The sequence below is a fragment of the Aureibaculum flavum genome (assembly GCF_016406085.1).
Classification (GTDB): Bacteria; Bacteroidota; Bacteroidia; order Flavobacteriales; family Flavobacteriaceae; genus Aureibaculum; species Aureibaculum flavum.
Genome location: NZ_JAEHFJ010000001.1, coordinates 425,068 through 449,792, shown reverse-complemented (window position 1 = coordinate 449,792; position 24,725 = coordinate 425,068). Strand labels below are relative to the sequence as shown.

The following is a 24,725-nucleotide window of genomic DNA, read 5'->3' as shown; positions in this document are numbered from 1 at the left end:
CAAAAATTTTAACTTTAAGATAGCTATTAGGTTGAGATGAGAATTCTGGATAAATACATACTAAAAAAGTACTTTACCACTTTTATTTTTACATTACTAATTTTGATACCTATAACTGTTGCTATAGATATTTCAGAAAAGTATAGTAAATTTTTAGATCATGCTGACTTAGGTGTAGGAGAAATAATAAGCAACTATTATATTCCTTTTATTATCAATTATGGAAATACATTTATGCCATTGGCACTTTTTATTTCTACCATATTATTTACTTCAAAATTAGCTTCTAATACAGAAATTGTAGCTATTCATAGTGCAGGTATTCCCTATAAAAGATTTTTAAAACCTTATTTATTAGGTGCTATTTTAATTGGACTTATATCTTTAACTGCCAATCATTTTTTATTAAATAAATCTAATAAAACACTTGAAGCATTTGATGAGGCTTATATACGTAGAGAGAAAAAAACCAAAACATATGTACGCGAAGCCAGTTTACAATTGTCAGAAAATGATATTGTCTATTTTAAGCGTTTTACTTTTTCTAGGAACAACGGAAATAATTTTTCATACCAACACTTTGATGGTCTTAATTTAAAATATATACTAACTGGTAGAACTATTAAATGGAATGCAAAGGATAGTACATATACTATTACTAATTATGCCAAACGTTGGATTGGTGAAAAAAATGATAGTATAGAATCTGGTAGAAAGCTCGATACTACTTTTAATTTTATGCCAAAAGACCTATTGTATGTTGACTATTTGGCTATTGAAATGGCATCTCCTGAATTATATGCACATATAAAAGAATCAGAAAATAGAGGTGTTAAAAATCTAAATAAATATAAAGTAGAGCTATACTCTAGAACCACATTACCTGTCTCTTCTATAATATTAACGGTTATTGCGGTTTCCTTGGCCTCTAGAAAAAGAAGAGGAGGTATTGGTATTAATTTGGCAGTTGGTGTTAGTTTGATGTTTCTCTATGTGTTTTTTATGAAGGTAACCGAAGTGTTGGGAGCTTCAGCAACGTACAATCCATTATTTATGGTGTGGATACCTAATATTTTATTCGGAATTGTTGCGGTCTATCTCTATTTTAAGGCTAAGAAATAATGAATGCTATTACTAAAAATTATTTCCATCTTCACTTTATAATTTTTATTTGGGGATTTACAGCCATACTTGGAGCTTTAATAAGTATTGATGCCATTCCTTTGGTTTGGTTTAGAGTAACCTTGGCTACATTATTTTTATATGCTTTTATTCGGTTAAAGAAAGTAAAAATTCAAGTACCTTTTTCTGTTTTATTAAGATATATTTTTGGAGGTGTATTGATTGCCATACATTGGATAACTTTCTTTTATGCCATTAAAATAGCGACCATTTCCATAGCATTAGCCGCCATGTCAACGGGAGCCTTGTTTGTAACTTTAATTCAATGGGTAGTCTTTAAGAAAAAACTGATTCCGTATGAATTGCTTTTCTCACTATTAGCAATTGTTGGCCTTGTCGTAATTTTTAATGCGGAAGGTCAATATTTTATAGGTATTGTAATCGCGTTATTGTCCTCTTTTTTATCGGCCTGTTTTTCGATTTTAAACTCCAATTTAATTAAGAACAATTCGGCAACTGTTATTTCTTTTTATGAGTTGTTTTTTGCTTCTATTTTTATTGGAATCGTTTTGTTAATTAATGGAACTGTTAATAGTCATTTCTTTGTTCTTTCAAGCACAGATTGGCTTTATTTATTGCTTTTAGCTTCTGTTTGTACGGCCTATGCCTTTGCTGCATCAAACCAAGTTTTAAAAAGTGTAAGTCCATTTACAATGATGTTAAGTATAAATTTGGAACCTATTTACGGTATTATCCTGGCTATTATTATTTTTAGAGAGAAAGAGATAATGACTGCTAATTTTTATTACGGAGCATTGCTTATATTAGTTACTGTTATTTTGAATGGTGTTATTAAATTAAAAAAGAAAAATAAAACTACAAAGCTGTCTGAAATTTAAATTTACTTTCTCTATTCTCTATTCTCTATTCTCTATTCTCTATTCTCTATTCTCACGTTTAACTTCTGTCTTCAAATCAACATTTTATATCTTTTATTCACGAATGTTTCAATTTCCATTATCTTTGTCAAAATCAAAAAAAAGCTTGTGAGTTTAATAAAATCAATTTCAGGAATTAGAGGTACTATTGGAGGTACCGTAAATGATAATTTAACACCAGTTGACGCTGTAAAATTTGCAGCATCCTATGGTAGTTGGTTAATAAAGAGGAATAACAATTCGAAAAACTTGACAGTTGTAGTGGGTAGAGATGCTCGTATTTCAGGTAAAATGGTAAGTAGCTTAGTGGCTAATACGTTGGTGGGAATGGGAATTAGTGTGATAGATTTAGGTTTATCAACTACTCCTACTGTTGAGGTTGCTGTTCCGCTTGAAAAAGCAAATGGAGGAATTATCTTAACAGCTTCTCACAATCCTAAACAATGGAATGCTTTAAAATTATTGAATGAGAAAGGTGAATTTTTAAATGCTGCAGATGGTGCTGAAATTTTAAATATTGCAGATTCTGATGGGTATACGTTTGCTGAAGTAGATGATTTAGGGACGTATACGAAGTTATCGGGTTATATGGATAAGCATATTGATGAGGTATTAAAACTCGATTTTGTTGATGTTGATGCTATTAAAAAAGCAAAATTTAAAGTTGTTGTTGATGCAGTTAATTCTACAGGAGGAATTGTAATTCCTAATTTATTGGAAAGGCTAGGAGTGGAATGTGTAAAGTTATACTGTGAACCTAACGGACAGTTTCCTCATAACCCAGAGCCATTACCTGCACATTTAGTTGATATATCAGAATTAGTAGTTAAAGAAAATGCCGATTTAGGAATAGTTGTAGATCCTGATGTAGATAGATTGGCTTTGATTTGTGAAGATGGGTCTATGTTTGGTGAAGAATATACCTTGGTAGCTTGTGCGGATTATGTTTTAGGATTAGCAAAAGGTAATACAGTATCAAATTTATCCTCATCAAGAGCCTTACGTGATGTCACTGAAAAACACGGTGGCACTTATAAAGCTAGTGCGGTTGGTGAAGTAAATGTAGTAGAATTAATGAAAGATACCAATGCTATTATTGGAGGTGAAGGTAATGGAGGAATAATTTACCCTGCATCTCATTATGGTAGAGATTCATTGGTGGGAGTCGCCTTATTCTTATCGCATTTAGCGAAATCAAAAATGAGTTGTAAAGCATTAAGAGAAAGTTACCCGAGTTATTTTATGAGTAAAAATAAAATACAACTCACGCCTCAATTAGATGTTGATGCTATTCTTGCTCAAATGGCTGATAAATATAAAGACGAAGATGTAAATACGATAGATGGTGTAAAAGTTGATTTTGCGAACGAATGGGTGCATCTGAGAAAGTCTAATACAGAGCCAATCATTAGAATATATACAGAAAGTGGATCGCAAGCTAATGCAGATCAATTGGCAAAGAGAATTATGGACGAAATAGCAGAGATTGCTGGAATATAAGTTTGCAAAAGAGGATGGAAGCATAAAAATGCGATGAACCATCTTTGTATTAAAATAATTTTCATGAGTATTGTCCCCTTGAGAGGACTTTAGGGGTGTTTTTTAATTGATTATAATAAACACTAAAATTAAACGAAATCCTATGAGTAATAAATCTTCTTTAGAGTCTTATTTTCAACAGTTCAGAGAGCATATTATAGGAGTTGACCAATACTTTGAATCTCCGTATGGCAAAAAGAAAGTTATTTATACAGACTGGACCGCCAGTGGCAGATTATATAGACCTATTGAAGAAAAAATAATGAATGAATTTGGTCCTTTTGTGGCCAATACGCATACGGAAACTTCAATTACAGGTTCCGCAATGACGCATGCATATCATAAAGCGAGAGCTATTATTAAACAACATGTTAATGCGAAGAGTTCTGATTGTTTAATTACATCGGGAACAGGTATGACAGGTGTTATTAATAAATTTCAACGTATTTTAGGGTTGCGTGTTCCAGAAAGTATGCGTGATTTTACATCCGTACCAGAAGATTTAAAACCTATTGTTTTTATAACACATATGGAACATCATTCTAACCATACTTCTTGGTTGGAAACCATTGCAGATGTTGAGGTAATTCCTTGTGAAGAAAAAGGGTTGGTTTGTTTTAAAAGTTTCGAAAAATTATTAGAAAAATACAAGGATAGAAAAATAAAAATTGCTTCAATTACGGCATGTTCTAATGTTACTGGAATTAGAACAGATTATCATAGAATGGCAAAAATTATTCATGGTTATGGTGGTTATTGTTTTGTCGATTTTGCTTGTTCAGCTCCTTATGTGCCAATAAACATGCATCCTGAAGATGAAGCTGAAAAGTTAGATGCGGTACTTTTTTCTCCACACAAATTTTTAGGTGGTCCGGGGACTTCTGGAGTGTTAATTTTTTGTGATGAATTGTATCACAATACAGTGCCTGACAACCCAGGTGGAGGTACAGTTACTTATACCAACCCATGGGGAGATCATAGGTATATTGAAGATATCGAATTAAGAGAAGATGGAGGAACTCCTGGTTTTTTGCAAACCATAAGAATAGCATTATCTATTCAGTTAAAAGAGAAAATGAGTTCTGAGAAAATATTAGCTCGTGAGCATGAGATTAATGAAAACGTTTTTGAAAAATTAAAAGAGATCGATAACTTACATATATTGGCAGCAGAACATGAAGATAGATTGGGTATTTTCTCCTTTTTTATAGACGATTTACACTATAACCTTGGTGTTAAATTGTTAAATGATAAATTTGGAATTCAAACCAGAGGTGGTTGTTCTTGTGCGGGTACTTATGGTCATATTTTATTACATATAGATTTGCCAACTTCTGAACAGTATAAAGCAAAAATTGAAGAAGGCTGTTTAATTGAACGTCCAGGATGGATTAGAATGTCAATACATCCAACCATTACAAATGAAGAGGTGAATTACGTTTGTGAGAGCATCAAGGATTTATGCCTTAATTTTAAGGAATGGAAAAATGATTATAATTACAATGCCGTTTCCAATGAATTTGAATTTATCGGTAGTGACCAATATGAAACGCAATTGGTAGCGAAATGGTTTGAGGTTTAATAGATGTAAATGTCCCCTTGAGGATTATCGAAATGAAAATAAATTTTCATTGAAGATACCGAGCGAAGCTTATTAGGGGTGTTTTTTAATTTTTTTAGATGCTTATTTGTATTTATTTGAAACCGACGACTCTAGACTTCTTTTAGTCCTAATTCTTTTTTAGTAAATTCTTTCCCCGATGTTTAAACCTTTTATGCGTCCAAAAATAGTATTCAGGAGCTTCCTTTATTTCCTCTTCAACCTTTCTTAAGTAAATATCAGTGATGTCATAATCTTTAAATGATTGTGGTTCATCGGTAATCAATTCAAAATTAACTTCATAATATCCGCGTTTTACACGCTTGGTTTTAAAAAATACCACAGGAAGATCATATTTTTTTGCCAAGTGCTCAGCACCCGTGTGTATTGGTAAGTTGTCTACGCCTAAAAAGTGCGACCAATAATGTGCTTTAGTAGCTTGCGGCGATTGATCACCTAAAAAACCATAAAGAGATAATCTATTCTCTTCGGTGTTTTGATTCATCACAGAAAAGATGTTTTTGGTGTTGACCAAGTTCGTGTTAAATCGACCTCTTGTTTCTATTATTTTTTTATCAAAGTATTTATTATTTATCTTTTTATATACAGCATAGCCATTAAAACTAACTTGAGTATTCAATAAAAAGATCCATTCCCAATTGGCGTAATGCCCACCCATTAAAAGACTACTTTTATTTCGTTTTTCAAGGTCTTTAAGTGCATCAATATTGCCAATTTTATATCTTTTAGCCAATTGTTTTTTCGAAATTGTAAACAGTTTTATTATTTCAACAAAAACATCTACAAAATGTCTGTAAGACTTTTTAGCAATACGCGTAATTTCTTCATCAGACTTTTCAGGAAAAACTAACTGTAAATTGTCGAAAACAACTTTTTTTCGATATCCAATGATATAGTAAAGTAAGTAATAGAATCCATCAGAAATAAAATGTAACACTCTGAAAGGTAAAATAGACAACAACCATATAAAAGGATAGACAAGAATATAACTTAACAATTGCATAATCAATATAAATAATTCGTCGATGATTGCATCGATGTTTCCTATTTACCACGCACATAGCGTGGTCACCATAATTTAAGTAATTGCGGGTGAAGCAAAAATAAAATTATCAAATTTAATTTGCGACAAATATCGTTATATAATTTATCTTTGAACAAATTATAAGTACAAATGAATTACGCTGTAGTCGCATTAATAGTCATAAATGTATTAATTTCTTTAAAAGGATTTTCTGATAGATCGTTTTTTGAACGATATAAATTTCAAATTGGTCCCATTTTAAATGGCGAGCAGGTGCGTATGTTTACGTCAGGGTTCTTGCATGTAGATCAAGCCCATTTGTTTTTTAACATGTTTGCTCTATATATTTTTGCTGATCCGGTAATTGATCAATTGGGCGTTTTTAAATTTGTAATTATTTATTTAGGGAGTTTGTTGGCAGGTAGTACTTTAGCATTGAGTTTTCATAAAAAAGATCCTTATTATAGTGCTGTGGGTGCTTCCGGTGCAGTTATGGGTATAATCTACGCAGGTATTATGTTAAATCCTGATATGCGGTTGACTTTTATTTTCTTTCCGTTTTTTGATATTCCTGGATATGTATTTGGTGTAGGATATTTACTGTATTCTATGTATGGTATGAAAAAACAATTAGGTAATACTGGTCATAGTGCTCACTTAGGTGGAGCCGTAGGAGGCTTTGTATTGACATTGGCTTTATTTCCAGAGGTTTTTATGCAAAATAAGATGATTACAATTGTCCTTGCAATCCCTATAATACTGATGTTTGTGTTCAAAAATAAGCTCGAGAATAATTAATATTAAAATAAAATAATTTTTTGTCAATTATTTCATTTTTTTTCTACATTTGCTGTACTATAAAAACTAAGTGATCAGTTTTCCATTTTTCGATTACAATCTATTTTTGAAGAAGTTAGATTGTAATGTGCAGCGTTTGTACGACGAAAAAATTATGGTTTCTTCTTCCTATCTCGGATTTAATAATCTGAAGTTTATTCGCTTAGCGAAGGGCTATATGTATATTCGTGTTTAATTTTTAATATTTTTTTTTTTACCATGAAAAATAAATAATATTAAAAATTTAAAACTAAGAATGAATACAAAATATATTGATTTAATAAATCAGACATTTGATTTCCCACAACAAGAATTTAAAGTAGATAAAGACCAATTACTTTTTCATGATATCGATTTAATGAAATTGGTAGAAGAGTATGGATCTCCTTTAAAATTCAGCTATTTACCAAAAATTTCAGAGAATATTAATACCGCAAAAAATTGGTTCGAAAAAGCCTTTGAAAAACATAATTATAAAGGTAAATACCACTATTGTTACTGTACAAAAAGTTCGCACTTTAATTTTGTTCTAAACGAAGCTTTAAAAAACGACATTCATATAGAGACGTCTTCTGCCTTTGATATTAATATTGTTGAAAAACTAATAGAAAATGGTAAAATCAAAGACACAGATTACATCCTTTGTAACGGATTTAAACGTGAACAATACGTATTAAATATTGCGAGATTAATTAATAGTGGACATGAAAATTGTATTCCCATTATTGATAATTATGAGGAAATAAGTTTGCTAAGTGAAGAAATAGACGGTAAATTTAAAGTGGGGATTAGAATTGCTTCTGAAGAAGAACCTAAATTTGAATTTTATACAAGTAGATTGGGTATTGGGTATAAAAATATTGTACCTTTTTACAAAAATCAAATACAAGACAATCCGAAAGTATCGTTAAAAATGCTTCACTTTTTTATCAATACTGGTATTAGAGACAATGCCTATTATTGGAACGAGTTGTTAAAATGTTTGAAAGTTTATGTTAGCTTAAAAAAGATTTGTCCAACTTTAGACAGTCTAAATATAGGTGGAGGCTTTCCAATTAAAAACTCGCTAGCATTTGATTTTGATTATGAATATATGATTGATGAAATTGTAAATCAAATTAATTTAACCTGTCAGGAAGCTGAAGTTGACGTACCTAATATCTTTACGGAATTTGGCAGTTTTACGGTAGGAGAGAGTGGAGGTGCTATTTACAAAGTATTGTATCAGAAAAAACAAAATGACAGAGAGAATTGGAATATGATTGATTCGTCATTCATCACAACGTTACCAGATTCTTGGGCCATAAATAAACGTTTTGTAATGTTACCTATTAACAGATGGAATTCTAATTATGAAAGGGTTTTATTGGGTGGATTAACATGTGATAGTGATGATTATTACAATTCAGAACAACATATAAATGCCATTTACATGCCCGTGTATAGAGATGATAAACCGTTATATATTGGTTTTTTTAATACAGGAGCATACCAACAATCAATAGGAGGTTTTGGAGGGTTACAACACTGTTTAATTCCGCAACCTAAACATATTTTAATTGATAAAGACAGCGATGGAAACATCACAACTAAATTATTTTCACAACAACAAACACACACAGATTTTTTAAAAATTTTAGGCTATTATGAGTAACAAAACGTATGCTGGAATTCCACAGGAATATTCAAAACTTGAAAAAGCACAAGTGGTATTAATTCCTGTTCCTTATGATGGAACAAGCACATGGCAAAAAGGTGCAAACAAAGGTCCTGACGCTTTCTTAGAAGCATCAGAAAACATGGAACTGTACGATATTGAAACAGATTCAGAAGTGTACAAACAAGGTGTTTTCTTAGCTGAGGCCGTCACAGAAGATAGTTCACCAGAAGCAATGGTAGAAGAAGTTCACCAAACTGTTAAAAAGTATATCAATAAGAATAAATTCGTAACCATTTTTGGTGGTGAGCATTCTATTTCTATTGGTACAATTAGAGCTTTTAATGAATGTTTTAATGGCTTAACAGTATTACATATTGACGCTCATGCGGATTTAAGACCCGAGTATGAAGGTACTAAATGTAATCATGCTTGTGCTGTTTATGAAGCGAGTCAAAACACCAACTTAATTCAAGTAGGAATCCGTAGTATGGATGTTCTTGAGAAAACGGTTATGGATACCGAGAAAACATTTTTTGCCCATGAAATGGTAACTAATGAATATTGGGTAGAAAATGTAATAGATTTAATGACTGAAAATGTTTTTATTACTTTTGATTTAGATGCTTTTGATCCGTCAATTATGCCAAGTACGGGTACACCAGAGCCAGGAGGATTGTTATGGTACGAAACATTAGATTTTTTAAAGCAAGTTTTTAAAGAAAAAAATGTCGTTGGTTTTGATATCGTTGAGCTTTGTCCTAACGAAGATGATAAATCTTCAGATTTTTTAGCTGCTAAATTGTATTATAAAATGTTAAGTTATAAATTCGCTGACCTTGATGTTGACGATTTTGATGAATTGAATGATGATGCTACAGCATTAAAAAATAATATTGCTAACTTTATAGATGAAGACGATGATTAAAGGACCTATTTCAAATTTTGTAGAAAAATATTATCTACACTTTAACGCAGCCGCTTTGGTCGATGCTGCAAAAGGTTACGAAGACCAATTAAATAAAGGTGCTAAAATGCTAGTATCTTTGGCAGGTGCAATGAGTACGGCTGAATTAGGTAAGATATTTGCTGAAGTTATCCGTCAAGATAAAGTGCAAATAATTTCTTGTACCGGTGCAAACTTGGAAGAAGATATTATGAACTTGGTAGCACATTCGCATTATAAACGTGTACCTAATTATAGAGATTTAACGCCTCAAGATGAATGGGATTTACTTGAAAAAGGCTTGAATAGGGTTACTGATACTTGTATACCAGAAGAAGAAGCTTTTAGAAGGTTACAAAAGCATATTTTTAAAATTTGGAAAGATGCAGAAGATGCTGGTGAGCGATACTTACCACATGAATACATGTATAAACTTTTATTGTCTGGTGTTTTAGAAGAGTATTACGAAATTGACTTGAAAGATTCATGGATGTATGCGGCGGCTGAGAAAAATCTACCGATTATTTGTCCAGGTTGGGAAGATAGTACCATGGGCAATATTTTTGCTTCTTATGTGTTAAAAGGAGAATTAAAAGCAAGTACCATGAAAAGTGGTATTGAATATATGACATTTTTGGCTGACTGGTATACTGATAATTCTGAAAATGGTATTGGTTTCTTTCAAATAGGAGGTGGAATTGCCGGTGATTTTCCGATTTGTGTTGTACCCATGTTATATCAAGATATGGAGCGTCCAGAAACGCCTTTTTGGAGTTATTTTTGTCAAATATCTGATTCAACAACAAGTTATGGTTCGTATTCAGGAGCAGTTCCTAACGAAAAAATTACTTGGGGTAAATTAGACATAGATACACCAAAGTTTATTATTGAAAGCGATGCCACAATTGTTGCACCATTAGTATTTGCATATTTGCTAAATATGTAATAATATTATAACCTCAAAACTATAAAAAATAAAAAAACTCATGAAAAGAGTAATTGTCGATTTTAAAAAACTAACGGAAGACATTTTAAATATGTTGGTGGAGAAATTCCCTGATGGCTATGGTGATTCTGATATTGTTGTTTTTAAAAATGCAGCGGGTGAAACTATTGAGGCTGTGGAAGTAAAAACAGAGGATACTATTTATCTTGTTAAAGTAAGTGTCAGATTAGAAGAATCTATGGAAAATCATGTTGATACCAGTGATGATGACGATGACGACGATGATGATGATGATATAATTGATGATGATATGATTGGGGATGAAGATTTAGAATTTGATGGAGATGATGATGATGATGATGATGATGATGATGAGCCTTCAGCTAAGGGTTCTGACGATGAAGACGATGATTAATTTCTAATGAGTATTCGTTAGTCCCGTTTTTTCATGGAACAACGAGTTACCATTTAACTTTAAATCCGAATCATATGAATGCACCATTTCATGTATCATTGCCTTGTTTAGATATAGAAGCAACAAGAAATTTCTATATAGATAAATTAGGTGCTGACTTAGGTAGAGTTGCTCAAAATTGGTTAGATATCAATTTATATGGCAATCAAATTACGTTTACCAAATCGGGTAAATTTGATTTTAGCTTTCAGAATTATAGTTTTGAAGGTAAAATTTTACCATCATTTCATTTTGGGATTATTGTCACTCATGAAGTTTGGGAAAAATTATATAAAAGAATTACGTCGCAACACATAGAACTTTTTGAAGAAATAACATTCTTAAAAGGTAAAAATGGAGAGCACACGTCGTTTTTTGTAAAGGACCCCAATGATTATATGGTCGAGTTTAAAACATTTGCTGTTACAAAAGATGTTTTTAAAACCAATTAAAAATAAACAATAAAAAAGGCTTACCAATTGGTAAGCCTTTTTTCTGCATCAACTTTCCCTTTTCTTACGTTTTACATCCTTCTTTTAGAAGAAGATCTCTTTACTGGAGATGTAGATGCTGTTCTTGTTTTTCTTTGCACGGTAGATTTAGTCCTTGTTGGAGTAGATCTTTGTGATGCCGTTCTAGAAGAACTAGAGGTCTTTCTTGTTTGAGTTCTTGTAGTACGTTGTACAGGTTTTCTTTCTGTTCTTTGTACTGAACTTCTGTTTTTTGTTGAAGAATTTCTTTGTGAAATACTTCTTTCATTTGCTTTACGAGACTGTGTTTTCACTGTACGTTGTGCAGGCTTTCTGTCACTTCTGTTTTGAACCGTACTTCTCGTTTGAGTATTAACAGTTCTATTATTGCGAGGTGTAGTACTTCTATTTTGTGCAACTGTTCTTTTAGGTGTTTTATTTGTTGTTCTATTAGAACGGGTGCTATTTTTAATGTTTCTAGTCGCCGTATTACGTTGAGCCGTTTGTCTTCTTGTTACAGTGTTATTTCTTTTACTATTAACTCCTTTTGATCTTGCAACACTAGAATTACGTGTTCTTACTCTAGAATTAATTTTTTTATATCCTCTATTACTATTATAACTTCTATTATAGTTTCTTTTGTGATTGTTTTTACCATAATAATAGTTGTAACGTGTTGGTCTATATCTATTTCTATACGGCTTATAACTTAGTATTGATCTGTTAAAAAATGGTAGTACAAAAAAGTTATGATAGGGGTGAAACACATGGCGTCTGTTAAATACATTTACATATCCTCTATGATATGAATAATGACCATAGTTGTTATAGTAGATGTTTAAACTACCTATTCGGTTTACTCTACTAGAACGGTAATTTATCTTTACACCACCTGCTTCAATTATACGCCCATAAGAGTCATAATAAATGGGTGTGTTTTCTATTTGAATTATAGCACCATAATCATCATATTGTACATAAGGCTCATAATTATAACCTGAATTGTAACTGATACTTACATTATCTAGATCAACACCAACATGCATACCACGTCTTGGGTTAATATAAAAATCAAACTCTCCATTTTGGAATATTGAAAATGTAATTCCTTCTTCAACGAATGTGAAGGATTTATTATTTTCATAAACTCCACTGTTTTGAGTTTCTAAATTAGTGTTTGCATCAGCAGCATAAATTTGCGGACTAAGGCTCAGTGCGAAGACTGTTACGAGTAATAATGTAATTTTTTTCATAATTAAAGTGTTAAAGGTTATTAAATAGGTTTTGGTTAACACTACCGTGAAGATAATTACAAGCATCGTGCCAAAGTCCAGAACCCTTGTCTTATAAGGGTTCTGTGCCGTATATACTTAAGCAATATTTATTTTTAGAATTAAATTATCAAATTGTTTTATTTTTAAATGTTAAAATTAAAATGAAATTGATAAAATAGAGAAGATAAATTTTAGGTTTAAAATGGAGGAACTTAAACTAACTTCTCCTTAAAAAAAGCAATCGTACGTTTCCATGCAAGTTTAGCGGCAGTTTCATCATACCTAGGAGTAGTGTCATTGTGGAATCCATGATTTACACCTTTATACATATGAGCGGTATATGTTTTTTTATGCTCTTTTAGTGCCGCTTCATAAGCTGGCCATCCTGCATTTACCCTTTTGTCTAATTCAGCAAATTGAAGAAGTAACGGAGCCTTAATTTTTGGTACATCTTTAGTTTCTGGTTGACCTCCATAAAAGGGAACAGCTGCTTTTAAATCGGGAATATGTACTGCCATCATGTTAGAAATGGAACCACCAAAACAAAAACCCACTACACCAACATTGCCGGTACATTCTTTATGAGCTTTTAGTAAGTCATAGGCAGAGATAAAATCTTCTAACATTTCATTTCGGTCTCTCTTTCGTTGTAACGCTCTACCTTCATCATCGGTTCCTGGATATCCTCCTAATGGGAATAATGCATCTGGTGCAAAAGCTATAAAGCCTTCAAGAGCCGCTCTGCGAGCTACATCTTCAATATGTGGATTAAGACCTCTGTTTTCGTGTACTACTATTATTCCAGGTAATTTTGCAGTGCTATCAATAGGTCTTGTTAATAAACCACGCATTTTTCCACCACCTTTGGATGATTCATATTCAACATATTCGGACTTAAGACGAGGGTCATTAAAATTAACTTTCTGGGCTTCTATATATTTAGGCATTAAAAAGGCTAATAAAGAAGGAAGGGTTAATCCACCTACAGCATAAACTGAAAGCTTATTCATGAAATTTCGTCGGTCAATCTTACTATGTACATAACTATCGTACAAATCAAAAACTTCTTGATTAATATCTTCTTTTTTTATATTCTTCATAATTAGTGATTTAAAGCGATTTAATGTCTTTAAATATACAAAAAATAAAGAAACACATAATCTTTATACTTCCATGTTTAAACACAATTATTTGTTGGGATCGATAGTTTTACTCTAAATGCTACCAGAAGAAAATTGTATCGAGAACAATTTTCTAAGAATTAAAATTTTAACTTTGCTTTTTGTGGTTGGTAGGTTTTGATATTAAAAGGTTAACTGCTCAACTCCGCTCAAGGTGACATTCACAAATATGAATACCCAAAATTAATTTACAAAACATAATAACAAACAGTAAAACCACAAACATTTTTGAACAACTTCGTAAACGTCATATTACCAATACCTTTACAGCAACTCTTTACGTATAGTATAACAGAGGCTGAAAAAGATTTTTTAGAACCAGGAATGCGTGTGGCTGTACCTTTCGGAAAATCAAAAATATATACGGCTATAGTGGCAGAAGTCCATCAAAAGGAACCTACGGCTTATCAGGCCAAGGATATTTTTCAAATTTTAGATGAGCGTCCAATTATTACAAAAAAACAATTGAAACATTGGCAATGGATAGCTAATTATTATATGTGTTCTTTAGGTGAAGTATTGCGTTCTGCATTACCATCAACATTTTTATTAGAAAGTGAAACACAGGTTATAAAAAATAAAGAATTTACTTCTGAATCTTCCTTAACGGATGATGAATTTTTAATCATAGAGGCGTTAGAGCATCAAGAGGTGTTACCTATTCAGAAAATTAGTGCTATTTTAGATAAAAAGCGTGTTTTACCCATTTTAAATAATTTACTCAAGAAAAAAGCAATTGTTTTACAGGAAGAAATAATAGAGCAATACACACCTAAATTAATAAAGTATATCCGCTTAAATGAACGGTATATTGATCAAGTAGCATTAGGGGAATTACTAGAGGAGCTAAGCAGAGCCAATCAACAACGCAATGCCGTAATGACATATTTTTCATTACATGGAGCTACTAAAAAACCAATAAAGCAGAAGCAACTGAAAGAGGTAAGTAAAGTATCACCTGCGGTTATAAAAGCGTTGGTTGAAAAAGAAGTTTTTGAAGTTTATACGATTCAAACGGATCGTGTTAACTTTCAAGAAGCTACCGATAGTTTTAAGGAATTATCTGAATTTCAGGAAGAATGCTATAATGACCTCAATACAAGTTTTGAGAAAAATGAAGTTGTTTTATTACATGGTATCACGTCAAGTGGTAAAACGGAAATCTATGTAAAATTAATTGACCAAGTATTAAAGCAAGGTAAACAAGTATTGTATTTAGTACCAGAAATTGCATTGACTACGCAGTTAATTGATCGCTTACAGAAATATTTCGGAAATAAAATTGCCGTATTTCACTCTAAATATTCGTTAAACGAAAGGGTGGAAGTGTGGAATAATGTTTTAAACAAATCAGATAAAGCACAGTTAATTTTAGGTGCTAGATCTTCTATATTCTTGCCATTTTCAGAATTGGGATTAATCATTGTAGATGAAGAACATGAAACTTCGTACAAACAATTTGATCCTGCACCACGTTATCATGCACGAGATGCAGCCATTGTATTGGCCAATTTGCATAAAGCGAAAGTACTTTTAGGAAGTGCCACTCCATCTTTAGAGAGTTATTACAATGCAGAACAAAAGAAGTATGGTTTGGTAGAACTCAACCGTCGTTTTGGGAATGTTTTATTGCCAGAAATTGAATTGGTAGATATTAAAGAAGGGTACCGTAAAAAACGAATGACCAAGCATTTTTCTGAACGACTTATGGTGCTGATAAATGAAGCTTTAGATGAAAAAGAACAGATTATATTATTTCAAAACCGACGTGGATATTCACCAATAGTAGAGTGTAAATCATGCGGTGTTTCTCCCCAATGCCCTAATTGCGATGTCAGTTTAACCTACCATAAATTGCGTGGCGAATTAAAATGTCATTATTGTGGATATCACAAGCCGTTACCTAAAATATGTTCAGCTTGTGGAAATCCGAGTTTAGATACTAAAGGTTTTGGTACAGAGCAGATTGAATTGGAATTACAAGAATTATTCCCTAATCATAAAATTGGGAGAATGGATTTGGATACCACACGTGGTAAATATGGTTATCATAAAATTATTGAAGCATTTCAATCTCGTGAAATTGATATTTTAGTGGGGACACAAATGCTTTCAAAAGGCTTAGATTTTGATAATGTTTCGCTAGTTGGTGTATTAAATGCTGATAATATGCTCAATTTTCCAGATTTCAGAGCACATGAAAAGAGTTTTCAAATGTTATTACAAGTATCGGGTAGGGCAGGGCGAGCCAAAAAAAGAGGTAAAGTAGCCATACAAACGTTTAACCCGTATCATCAAATATTACAACAAGTTACAACCAATGATTATGCTACGATGTACAAAGAACAATTGTACGAACGTCATCAATACAAGTATCCACCCATATTACGGATGGTTAAAATTACATTAAAGCATAGAGATTATATCAAAGTAACTTCAGGAGCCGATTGGTTGTATACGTCTTTATATAATACGTTTGGGACTAATATTTTAGGGCCTACGAGTCCTGCCATTTCAAGAATTAGAAATCAACATATTAAAACTATTCTAATTAAGTTACCCCAAGATAAATCGATAAACTTATCAAAAGCGGTAATACAAAAAATTAAGAATAGCTTTCAGTCTATACCTAATTATAGACCAATACGGTTTAATGTAGATGTAGATAATTATTAGATTATTTTATATACTTTAGAAAGTAAAGAAACATAAAATATTGAATTGGTCTCTATTGGCACTCTCAAAAAACTGATTCATATAGCCCATTTCTAACCTAATATTTTTATTAAGGTGATATCCAAATCCACCATAAAGTCTATTTCTATCGAATACAGACGATTTAGTGTTTAAAAATATCTCATTATATGCAGAAAGGTAATAGTTGTTTTTTTCTTTTTGACTTAAAGGTATGTTAAGCCCTAGAAAATATCGAAAACGCATTTTAAAATCAGATTCAACAAAGCGTTGTTCAAAACGATATCGATGGCTTAAACCTACTTTGCCAATTTTCTGTTTTGAGGTCAATTGTTGAAATATTCGATGTTCATTAATGGATACCTTATCATCAGTGTCACCCACATAATTTTCTGATAATATATATCCATATCCTAGAAGAATATTATTTTTATTTTCATTAAAAGTAAAGCCTAAACCTGTACGCAATAATAATTGCTCTAGATCTCCGATGGCATTGTAATTTCGGTATTGAACTTCGTTGTGCAGATTCCACTTATTATTCAATTTTTTATTACCTATATAAATTAACCAATTTCCAAAATCACTTTCTTGACTTTGAATAGTATGTGGTAGCATTAATGTAATAAATAATGCTACCAAACTTATTTTAAAACACTGTTTTTTCATGTTTTTTTAATTTTTATTAGAATGAGTTATTGATAAAATGTCACGGCACCTGTATTTATATCATACATTGCACCCATAATCATGATTTCACCAGAGTTTTGCATTTCTGCTAAAACAGTACTTTCTTTAGTAATTCTATCGATTGTTAATTGTACATTTTTAGCAGAAACATTATCAACGAATTCTAAATTCGAAGAGTTTCTTAAACTAGAGTCTTTTGGTGCGGTTACTGCTTTTACGGCAGGTTTAATTTTCGCTAACATTGCTGTAAGATTTCCTAGTTTGGCATCATCACAAGCTCCTTTAACTGCTCCACATGCCGTATGTCCTAAAACTATAATTAATTTAGTTCCTGCCAATTTACATGCAAATTCCATACTTCCCAAAATGTCTTCATTTACAAAATTACCTGCAATGCGTACACTAAAAATATCACCAAGCCCTTGATCAAAAACTAATTCTGCAGATACTCTAGAGTCTATACAACTTAAAATGGTTGCAAATGGGAACTGCCCATCGCTTGTATCGTTAACTTGTTCTAAGAGGTTTCTATTTGCTTTTAAATTATTTTGGAATCTTAAGTTCCCTTCCTTTAAATAGTTTAATGACTTTTCCGGGGTCATCGTTGCTTGTGTTTCTTTTGAATGTGCTTTCATGCTATTTAATTTTAATGTTATTATATTTTGCTTAGGCCGATATAGGTCTTAGTTTAAAAAAATCAATATAACTTGGAGGGTTTTCTACAACTCCTCTTTCTGATATTATTTTAATGTCAATATTTCTTTCTTTTGCTTTAACGGCGAAATCTTCTAAAATTTCGACAATATCATTATCTAAATATCTGGTTTTTCTAACATCTAGTTCTAAGTACGAGTTTTCAGGAAGTGCATCTAATTCTTTCAAAATAGCTCCTTTGTTAAAAAAAGTTACTTCTTCTGCTAATGTCATTTTCATTTTTTGAACACCATTACTTATGTCCTCTTTATGCAAGAAATGTGAATTTTGAAAACTTTTAATAAGAATAACAACAACCCCTACCGCCAATCCTAAACCTATACCCCATAATAAATCAATAAATACAATGCCAATAACGGTTACAGTAAATGGTATAAATTGTTTCCAACCTAAATCATACATTTTTTTGAATAATGCTGGTTTTGCTAGTTTATAACCTACTATTAGAAGAATAGCAGCTAAAACGGATAATGGAATTTTATTTAATAAAGTTGGTATTAAAATGACCGAAATCAATAAGAAGAAACCGTGAATAATAGCGGATATCTTGCTTCTACCCCCTGATTGAATATTAGCTGAACTTCTAACAATTACTTGAGTAATAGGTAGTCCACCGATCATACCTGAAATAATATTACCGGTTCCTTGAGCCAATAACTCTCTATTCGTTGGAGTTACATTTTTATGAGGATCTAGTTTGTCGGTAGCTTCAACACACAATAGGGTTTCTAAACTTGCCACTAAGGCAATTGTAAATGCTACAACCCAAATATCAGGATTGGTAATTGCTCCAAAATTTGGAAAACTAAACTGATTTAGAAATGAATCTATATTTTCTGGCACAGGTACACTTACCAAATGAGAAATATGGATTCCAAATTTAGAATCAGATTGCGTTATGAAAAAATATACAATTCCAGCGACAACGGCCACTAAAGGTCCTTGAACCAATTGGAAAAATTTACCTTTATTAGATAAAACATTGCTCCACAATAATAATATGCTCAATGCTATAATTCCGATGATTGTAGAACCTAAACTAATATTCTTAAAAGCTTTAAAGATCCCTGAAAATGTATTTTCACCATCGATTTGAAAAAAAGCAAAATCTTCTACAGGACTTGTATCATAACCAAAAAAGTGTGGAATTTGCTTCAGAATAATAATTATTCCTATTCCAGTTAACATACCTTTTATAACTGATGAAGGAAAGTAATACCCAATAATACCAGCTTTTAAAAAACCAAAAAGTATTTGAATAATTCCGCCTAAAACCACGGCAACAAGAAAGTTTTCATAACCTCCTAAATTACTAATTGCGGTTAGTACAATTGCAGCTAATCCGGCTGCTGGACCGCTTACACCAATTTTTGACCCACTTAATGAGCCTACTACAATACCCCCAACTATTCCAGCAATAAGACCTGAGAATAGTGGAGCTCCACTAGCTAATGCAATACCTAAACATAACGGAAGTGCTACAAAAAATACAACAATACTCGCTGGTAAATCACTTTTTAAATTTGAAAAAAAATCCTGTTTCATTTTAATTTTTACTTTTTTTTTAGATTAAAAACGGGGCAAATATAATAATACTTTTTAAAATGATAGTAATACTATCATTAATTATTGTAAAACTTTTTTATCTTTGTGTTAAGTTCAATTAATGATGTGTTTAGATTGGGCTAAAAGATCAAAAATATAATATGGGTGTTGAAATCAAAATATCTTTGAATGGTGGTTTGTATTTAAAAGAGCCACAAGATTCAAAATTGGGTAGAAATATTATCATGAATAGTATTTTATTAATTGATGAGTTTGGCTTTGAGTCATTTACATTTAAAAAGTTGGCACAAAAAATTAACTCAACTGAAGCTTCAATCTATAGGTATTTTGAAAACAAGCATATGTTATTGCTTTTTTTGGTGAATTGGTATTGGGAATGGGTGAGTTATTTAATAAAAATTAATACGCTCAATGTTTCAAATCCAAAATTTAAACTTAGAATAATTATTCATTCATTTGTTTCCGCACCAAAAGATAATCCAGGCGTAAATTATGTTAATGAAAGTAAATTACATGATATTGTTATTTCTGAAGGAGCAAAGGCATACCATACCAAAGACGTAGATAGTGAAAATTCAAAAGGGCTTTTTGGTAGTTATAAAAGTCTAGCCAATAATGTATCGAAAGTTATTTCAGAAATTAATCCGCATTTTAAATATCCTTTTGCCTTGGCTACCAATTTATTTGAAATGTCTAATAATCACATTTACTTTGCTAAGCATCTTCCAAAATTAACCGATATTTCTATAGTGGAAGATGATTTTGGAGAAGTTGAAAATATGTTGAATTTTTTTGTTGATAAGCTTTTATCCTAGTTACACTTTGAAAATTTAGGCAGTCAAAATTCAAATCGGTAGCTGCTTTTTACTTTTTTTACCACTAAAAGATTCCATTTTACATCTTTTTTATGATATCTCATATTTCACGATTAAATACGCTTGTTAAATATTCATAAGGATTAAATAAAGCTCATTTAAGTGCAGGTTTTTATGCTTAAAAATTGGTTAACCAATTTTTAATACTATCTTTATGGCACGAAATGCTTAGCTAAATAGACAACTAAAACCTTAAACAAGATGATCGAAAAAAGTAAACTGATTAAAGATCAAATTAAACAGAGTAGGAAAGATACCATACAATATATAAATCTGCAATTATCCGCTCTTGGGCAACCTATTTATCATGATGATGAGAATTCTGTAGATAAGTTATGCAATCCGAAATTTCAAAAATTAACCAATGGTTTAATTCAGAATTTTCGTGAAAAATCGAGATTACTTTCAGATCATTTGGCTCCGGCAGATACTCGAATTCAAAACTTTTTAAATGATTATTTGGCGGAAGAATTAGAAGGAGATGCTATACATTTACCTAATAATACATTAATTTTAAATCAAAAAGGGCATGCTAGGGAAGTGAGTTTACCACCAAATGGAGATTCATTTAAAAGTGAAGATATTACTTCGTATAGAATTAAACAAGGTATTTTAAACAACCCAATAAATGATAAACGAACGACTAAAGGTACTTTTCATATTGTAGAAGGGCCATTACCAGTTCCATTAGATAAGCAAGAAGTACCAAAAATTGTATTTAAGCATTTTTTGAATGCCGCATTTAAGCCTTCAGACAAATTAAAAGTATTACCATTTACTGCAAATCAAGACGAAAAGGCCAAATTAATGGTTTCGATTTTAATGAGACCTGTGGTTTGTCCAGAAGTTAAAGGTGTTATTTCAAAAAAGAGTTTAGAGGTACGTTTTTTTGCTCCAGGAAGTTTGGTTAGTAATTTAGATTTTGTAGAAACTATTTTTGGAAATGCAGGAGACCCTAATTTAGCTCATAATGATGCTGCATTAGATACAGAACATTGGACAGGACATACAGGTTGTGTTATTCTAGCACCTCAATTAAAACTCCTTAAGAAAAAAGATGTTGGATTGCCTCATTATGATGATGCCACAGAACGTCAAAGAAATGACGGAATGTGCTGGAAAAATGAAAATGAATTGTACAATGACGGAGGGGCTTTTAAAATAACTTGTAGAGATGATAGGGGTGTTGTAGTTACGCTTATTGCAGACAATTATTTTGGATATTCTAAAAAAGAAATTAAAACTCAAATCAGCTATTCAGCAAACTTATTTGGTTTGGTTGAAGAAGAACATTCAGGTGGTGCCATAGCATTCCCTAGAGGCGTTATGGGTGATATAGTTGATGGTAATAAGTTCAACTCCAAATTCGGTAACAGCTTTAGCTTTAAAGATGTTAAAGCTTTATTAGGAGACAGAATCGATGTGCAACCTTCTAATTATGCAATCGATAAGAAATATCCAAATCTGGTATATATCCCTGAAGATGCCTATATCAATACCAATACCAATAGTATAACGTGGACCTATAATAATGCTCAACAAAAACTGATTTTATCACCGGTAAAAACATATATACATCCAACAGGTAATAAATTTAGATTAGAAAAACATCAAGCGATTTCTTTGTGGCGAATCGTTAACACCTCACCTGAAGGTGTATTTTGTCACAAGCCTTGTACCGTTTCTGGTGGTGGAAAATCAGAGATTTCTAAATCTATGCTAAACGCCATTACTTATAATTCGTTTAATATTATTGATATTGACGAGGACTTTAAAAAGGCTGATGAAATTATTGAATTTAATTATTCAAAACGTTGGAAAGATTACGATCCTACCTTGCCACCTTCTAGATCATTTTTAGATAAAGGAAGAACCTTAGGTTCTGCTGTGAAGTTGTTGTCACCTTCAAAAAATAATAGTGATGCCTATAATGAATTTGTTACTACTATTCCTGTTCATATCAGGTCTTTGGTCTTATTTGTAAAAAGGCTTTACCGACAAGATCATGAGCGGTTGAATTGGAAAGATTGTATGTCAGTTCAAATTATTAACGGACAAAAAGGAACTGGGTTATGGTATTTCAATAATAAGGTAGTAGGTAGTTACGTACGCATTGGATTTAACCAAGAAGGAATTTGGATGTTGAATAAGCTGAGGTCAGATTTTTCTGCTTCAACGAAAATTCAAATGGAAGATGATATTTCAGCTTCTATTACATTACCACGTAATCAGTTCAAAGATTTAAATCCACTTTATCCAAATAAAAGTTTAAAAGTAGTTGCCAATTGTGAATCGCATTTATTTCAAAGACCTGATGAAGCAATTATACGGGGATATGACGAAGGTGCTGAACGTGATTTGGTTGCGGATGGTGTGTTTTTAACTAATTACGAATTGTTAACCAAAAAAGATGCAGTAGAAATTTATGAAGATACTATCAATTTTGATAAATATACGCAGCCGGTAAAAGATCTAATTATAAGTGTTGTAACAAGTGCAAATGAGGAGGAATATTTTGCCCTACCATCACACACGAGGATTGTAAATGGGGAACCTACTAAAAATCCACGTTATTTAGAGCCTAATATATTTTTCAATGAAACGGAAGCAAGTTATTTAGGTGAAATAGGGGTTCGTTTATGCCGAAAAATAAAATCTGAAGATCCTGTAATAAATGTCGTGAATGCGGTATTACCAGGAAGAAGAAATAACCCTGTAGATAAAAAAGCAGGTATACGGCCATTGGCAGTTTATAACCCTATTCATTATCAGGAAACGCCTGAGTTATTCATGGATTTTATTTGTAGTTTAACAGGTAAATCTCCTTCCACTACAGGTGCAGGTTCTGAAGGAGCCTTAACCAAAGGGCCCTTTAATATGTTAACACCAACTACGGACTTAAACAATGCTTTATTATCTCATATTTTAACGGAGTCTAATGCCTTTAGTACCGCTGCAGGTTATGTAGGTGGTGATAATAAAGTAGATCATGATATTAGCTTATTAATACCTGAAATTTGGGCAAGATTGGTACCTGAAGATAGAGATCCAAAAGCCTTAATAGCAAATGGATCATTAGAAAAGTTAGAAGATTTTGAGCATAATGGTAAAAAAGTATTGGCAAGCAGGTTAGGATACCGAATTACGAGTATGTTTTCGTTACGATGTTTAAATCGATTGTTTGATGAACCCAATGCTGTGTTTAATGAAAAGATGTTAAAACCTGAATTGCAAGGGTTGGAAGATTATGTAGATGGTATTGCAAATATTGTTGAGGCCCAACAAAAAGTAGCCATTCGCTATTTTGAAGATGGAAGCATAGCATCTGCCATACCGCCATTAAAAATAGTATTACATATGATGGCATATGGGCATTATGAAGGTAAGGAAATGAGTGACCCTGAGTTGAGAGGTTATTTTGAAAGAGATTATATCATCAATAGCGATTGGTATCAAGAAAGGTTAAGAATCAAACAACAAAAGGATATCCAATTTTATACAAAACAAAAAGATTATTTAGAAAGTTTTATAGCAAAAAGTAACAACGCGTTATTGGTTGCTGAATTGGATTTAAATACGCAATTACATAAAGTTGAAAATTCACTTAAAGAGGTGAGCTCTGCTGACTATCTTAAAAGCTTAGTGGGTACTATTGGAGCAGATCCATTATACAGAAAATAGGTTTTCACTGATTATACTGATATTAAATAAATGTTTTTGGTTAACTACTTAATATAGTTAACTGAAAACATTTTAATATATTAAGTTTTATTAAAGACAAGTAAGCGTAAATTCTTTTTTTCTTCGCAATTATCCTACTAACTAACACATTCACAGTTCCCTAAAAATGGACCTAAATAATATCTTTTTTTTTATGAAATTTCTTCAAAATATAGTAGTCTAAAAACACAAATCGAAGTATCTTTGTTGTTCAGTTTTGGTTTTTATTTTTAGTAATAATAAAAACGAAATTAATAGGGAATCAGGTGATTTATTTTAAAAAAAATCCTGAGCTGTACCCGCAACTGTAAGCTTCGTCTTAATATAGAGATGCTTGTTATATTCTTACACCACTGTTTACACGGGAAGGTTTTAACAAGACGCGAGCCAGGAGACCTGCCAAAACTACATTCAGTATTTTCTACTTTCGGATAAAGAGTAAAAATACATTTTGAAG

The 24,725-nt window shown here is 31.8% G+C and carries 19 protein-coding genes and 1 riboswitch; of the genes, 13 read left to right on the top strand and 6 right to left on the bottom strand.

The window, feature by feature from the left end:
• Positions 1–36 precede the first annotated feature (36 nt).
• From JBL43_RS01890 to JBL43_RS01875, 4 genes are all read left to right on the top strand, one after another.
• Positions 37–1,122, top strand: coding sequence for an LptF/LptG family permease (locus JBL43_RS01890; protein WP_198839784.1), 1,086 nt, complete (start codon positions 37–39; stop codon positions 1,120–1,122).
• Positions 1,122–2,021 (top strand): DMT family transporter, encoded by a 900-nt coding sequence (locus JBL43_RS01885; RefSeq protein WP_198839783.1) that lies wholly within the window; start codon positions 1,122–1,124, stop codon positions 2,019–2,021. Before JBL43_RS01890 ends, JBL43_RS01885 begins: the two co-directional genes overlap by 1 nt.
• 147 nt (positions 2,022–2,168) lie before the next feature.
• Positions 2,169–3,560 carry a phosphoglucosamine mutase gene (gene glmM, locus JBL43_RS01880; protein ID WP_198839782.1) on the top strand — a complete coding sequence of 464 codons (1,392 nt, stop codon included), beginning with the start codon at positions 2,169–2,171 and terminating at the stop codon, positions 3,558–3,560.
• A gap of 142 nt (positions 3,561–3,702) precedes the next feature.
• On the top strand, positions 3,703–5,181 hold the full coding sequence (locus JBL43_RS01875) for an aminotransferase class V-fold PLP-dependent enzyme (RefSeq protein WP_198839781.1): 1,479 nt from the start codon (positions 3,703–3,705) through the stop codon (positions 5,179–5,181).
• A gap of 148 nt (positions 5,182–5,329) precedes the next feature.
• Here the strand turns inward: JBL43_RS01875 and JBL43_RS01870 are convergent, their stop codons facing one another.
• Positions 5,330–6,223, bottom strand: a complete 894-nt coding sequence (locus tag JBL43_RS01870) for a lysophospholipid acyltransferase family protein (RefSeq protein ID WP_198839780.1) — start codon at positions 6,221–6,223, stop codon at positions 5,330–5,332.
• Between the two features lie 171 nt (positions 6,224–6,394).
• Here JBL43_RS01870 and JBL43_RS01865 point away from each other — a divergent pair, with 171 nt between their 5' ends.
• From JBL43_RS01865 to JBL43_RS01840, 6 genes are all read left to right on the top strand, one after another.
• Positions 6,395–7,042 (top strand): rhomboid family intramembrane serine protease, encoded by a 648-nt coding sequence (locus tag JBL43_RS01865; RefSeq protein ID WP_138950312.1) that lies wholly within the window; start codon positions 6,395–6,397, stop codon positions 7,040–7,042.
• A gap of 295 nt (positions 7,043–7,337) precedes the next feature.
• Positions 7,338–8,735 (top strand): type III PLP-dependent enzyme domain-containing protein, encoded by a 1,398-nt coding sequence (locus JBL43_RS01860; RefSeq protein ID WP_198839779.1) that lies wholly within the window; start codon positions 7,338–7,340, stop codon positions 8,733–8,735.
• Entirely contained in the window at positions 8,728–9,666 is a 939-nt protein-coding gene (gene speB / locus JBL43_RS01855) for an agmatinase (protein ID WP_198839778.1), read from the top strand. The genes JBL43_RS01860 and speB overlap by 8 nt, the downstream gene beginning before the upstream one ends.
• Positions 9,659–10,630, top strand: coding sequence for a deoxyhypusine synthase family protein (locus JBL43_RS01850; protein WP_198840081.1), 972 nt, complete (start codon positions 9,659–9,661; stop codon positions 10,628–10,630). The genes speB and JBL43_RS01850 overlap by 8 nt, the downstream gene beginning before the upstream one ends.
• Before the next feature lie 40 nt (positions 10,631–10,670).
• Positions 10,671–11,045 carry a hypothetical protein gene (locus tag JBL43_RS01845; RefSeq protein ID WP_198839777.1) on the top strand — a complete coding sequence of 125 codons (375 nt, stop codon included), beginning with the start codon at positions 10,671–10,673 and terminating at the stop codon, positions 11,043–11,045.
• Between the two features lie 74 nt (positions 11,046–11,119).
• Positions 11,120–11,536, top strand: coding sequence for a VOC family protein (locus JBL43_RS01840; RefSeq protein WP_198839776.1), 417 nt, complete (start codon positions 11,120–11,122; stop codon positions 11,534–11,536).
• A gap of 71 nt (positions 11,537–11,607) precedes the next feature.
• Here JBL43_RS01840 and JBL43_RS01835 read toward each other — a convergent pair whose 3' ends face one another.
• Both JBL43_RS01835 and JBL43_RS01830 read right to left on the bottom strand, forming a co-directional pair.
• Positions 11,608–12,807 carry a hypothetical protein gene (locus tag JBL43_RS01835; RefSeq protein WP_198839775.1) on the bottom strand — a complete coding sequence of 400 codons (1,200 nt, stop codon included), beginning with the start codon at positions 12,805–12,807 and terminating at the stop codon, positions 11,608–11,610.
• Between the two features lie 233 nt (positions 12,808–13,040).
• A complete protein-coding gene (locus tag JBL43_RS01830; protein ID WP_198839774.1) occupies positions 13,041–13,928 on the bottom strand; it encodes a dienelactone hydrolase family protein in 888 nt (295 codons plus the stop codon).
• A gap of 309 nt (positions 13,929–14,237) precedes the next feature.
• On the opposite strand from JBL43_RS01830, the gene priA reads away from it, so the two are divergent.
• The gene (gene priA / locus JBL43_RS01825) at positions 14,238–16,685 is read left to right on the top strand and encodes a replication restart helicase PriA (RefSeq protein ID WP_198839773.1); all 2,448 of its coding nucleotides are present in this window, start codon (positions 14,238–14,240) and stop codon (positions 16,683–16,685) included.
• A 15-nt stretch (positions 16,686–16,700) separates the two neighbouring features.
• Here the strand turns inward: priA and JBL43_RS01820 are convergent, their stop codons facing one another.
• Genes JBL43_RS01820 through JBL43_RS01810 form a run of 3 tightly spaced genes read right to left on the bottom strand, consistent with a single transcriptional unit; the run spans position 16,701 to position 19,652 of the window.
• Positions 16,701–17,372: a DUF2490 domain-containing protein gene (locus JBL43_RS01820; RefSeq protein WP_198839772.1), complete on the bottom strand. Its 672-nt coding sequence runs from the start codon at positions 17,370–17,372 to the stop codon at positions 16,701–16,703.
• Between the two features lie 26 nt (positions 17,373–17,398).
• Positions 17,399–18,028: a carbonic anhydrase family protein gene (locus JBL43_RS01815; protein ID WP_198839771.1), complete on the bottom strand. Its 630-nt coding sequence runs from the start codon at positions 18,026–18,028 to the stop codon at positions 17,399–17,401.
• 31 nt (positions 18,029–18,059) lie between these two features.
• The gene (locus JBL43_RS01810; protein ID WP_198839770.1) at positions 18,060–19,652 is read right to left on the bottom strand and encodes a SulP family inorganic anion transporter; all 1,593 of its coding nucleotides are present in this window, start codon (positions 19,650–19,652) and stop codon (positions 18,060–18,062) included.
• A gap of 161 nt (positions 19,653–19,813) precedes the next feature.
• On the opposite strand from JBL43_RS01810, the gene JBL43_RS01805 reads away from it, so the two are divergent.
• Together JBL43_RS01805 and JBL43_RS01800 are read left to right on the top strand one after the other, a co-directional pair.
• The gene (locus tag JBL43_RS01805) at positions 19,814–20,488 is read left to right on the top strand and encodes a TetR/AcrR family transcriptional regulator (RefSeq protein ID WP_198839769.1); all 675 of its coding nucleotides are present in this window, start codon (positions 19,814–19,816) and stop codon (positions 20,486–20,488) included.
• Between the two features lie 261 nt (positions 20,489–20,749).
• Positions 20,750–24,229 carry a PPi-type phosphoenolpyruvate carboxykinase family protein gene (locus JBL43_RS01800; RefSeq protein ID WP_233098661.1) on the top strand — a complete coding sequence of 1,160 codons (3,480 nt, stop codon included), beginning with the start codon at positions 20,750–20,752 and terminating at the stop codon, positions 24,227–24,229.
• Positions 24,230–24,469: 240 nt separating this feature from the next.
• Positions 24,470–24,686, top strand: a riboswitch (cobalamin riboswitch).
• Positions 24,687–24,725 lie beyond the last annotated feature (39 nt).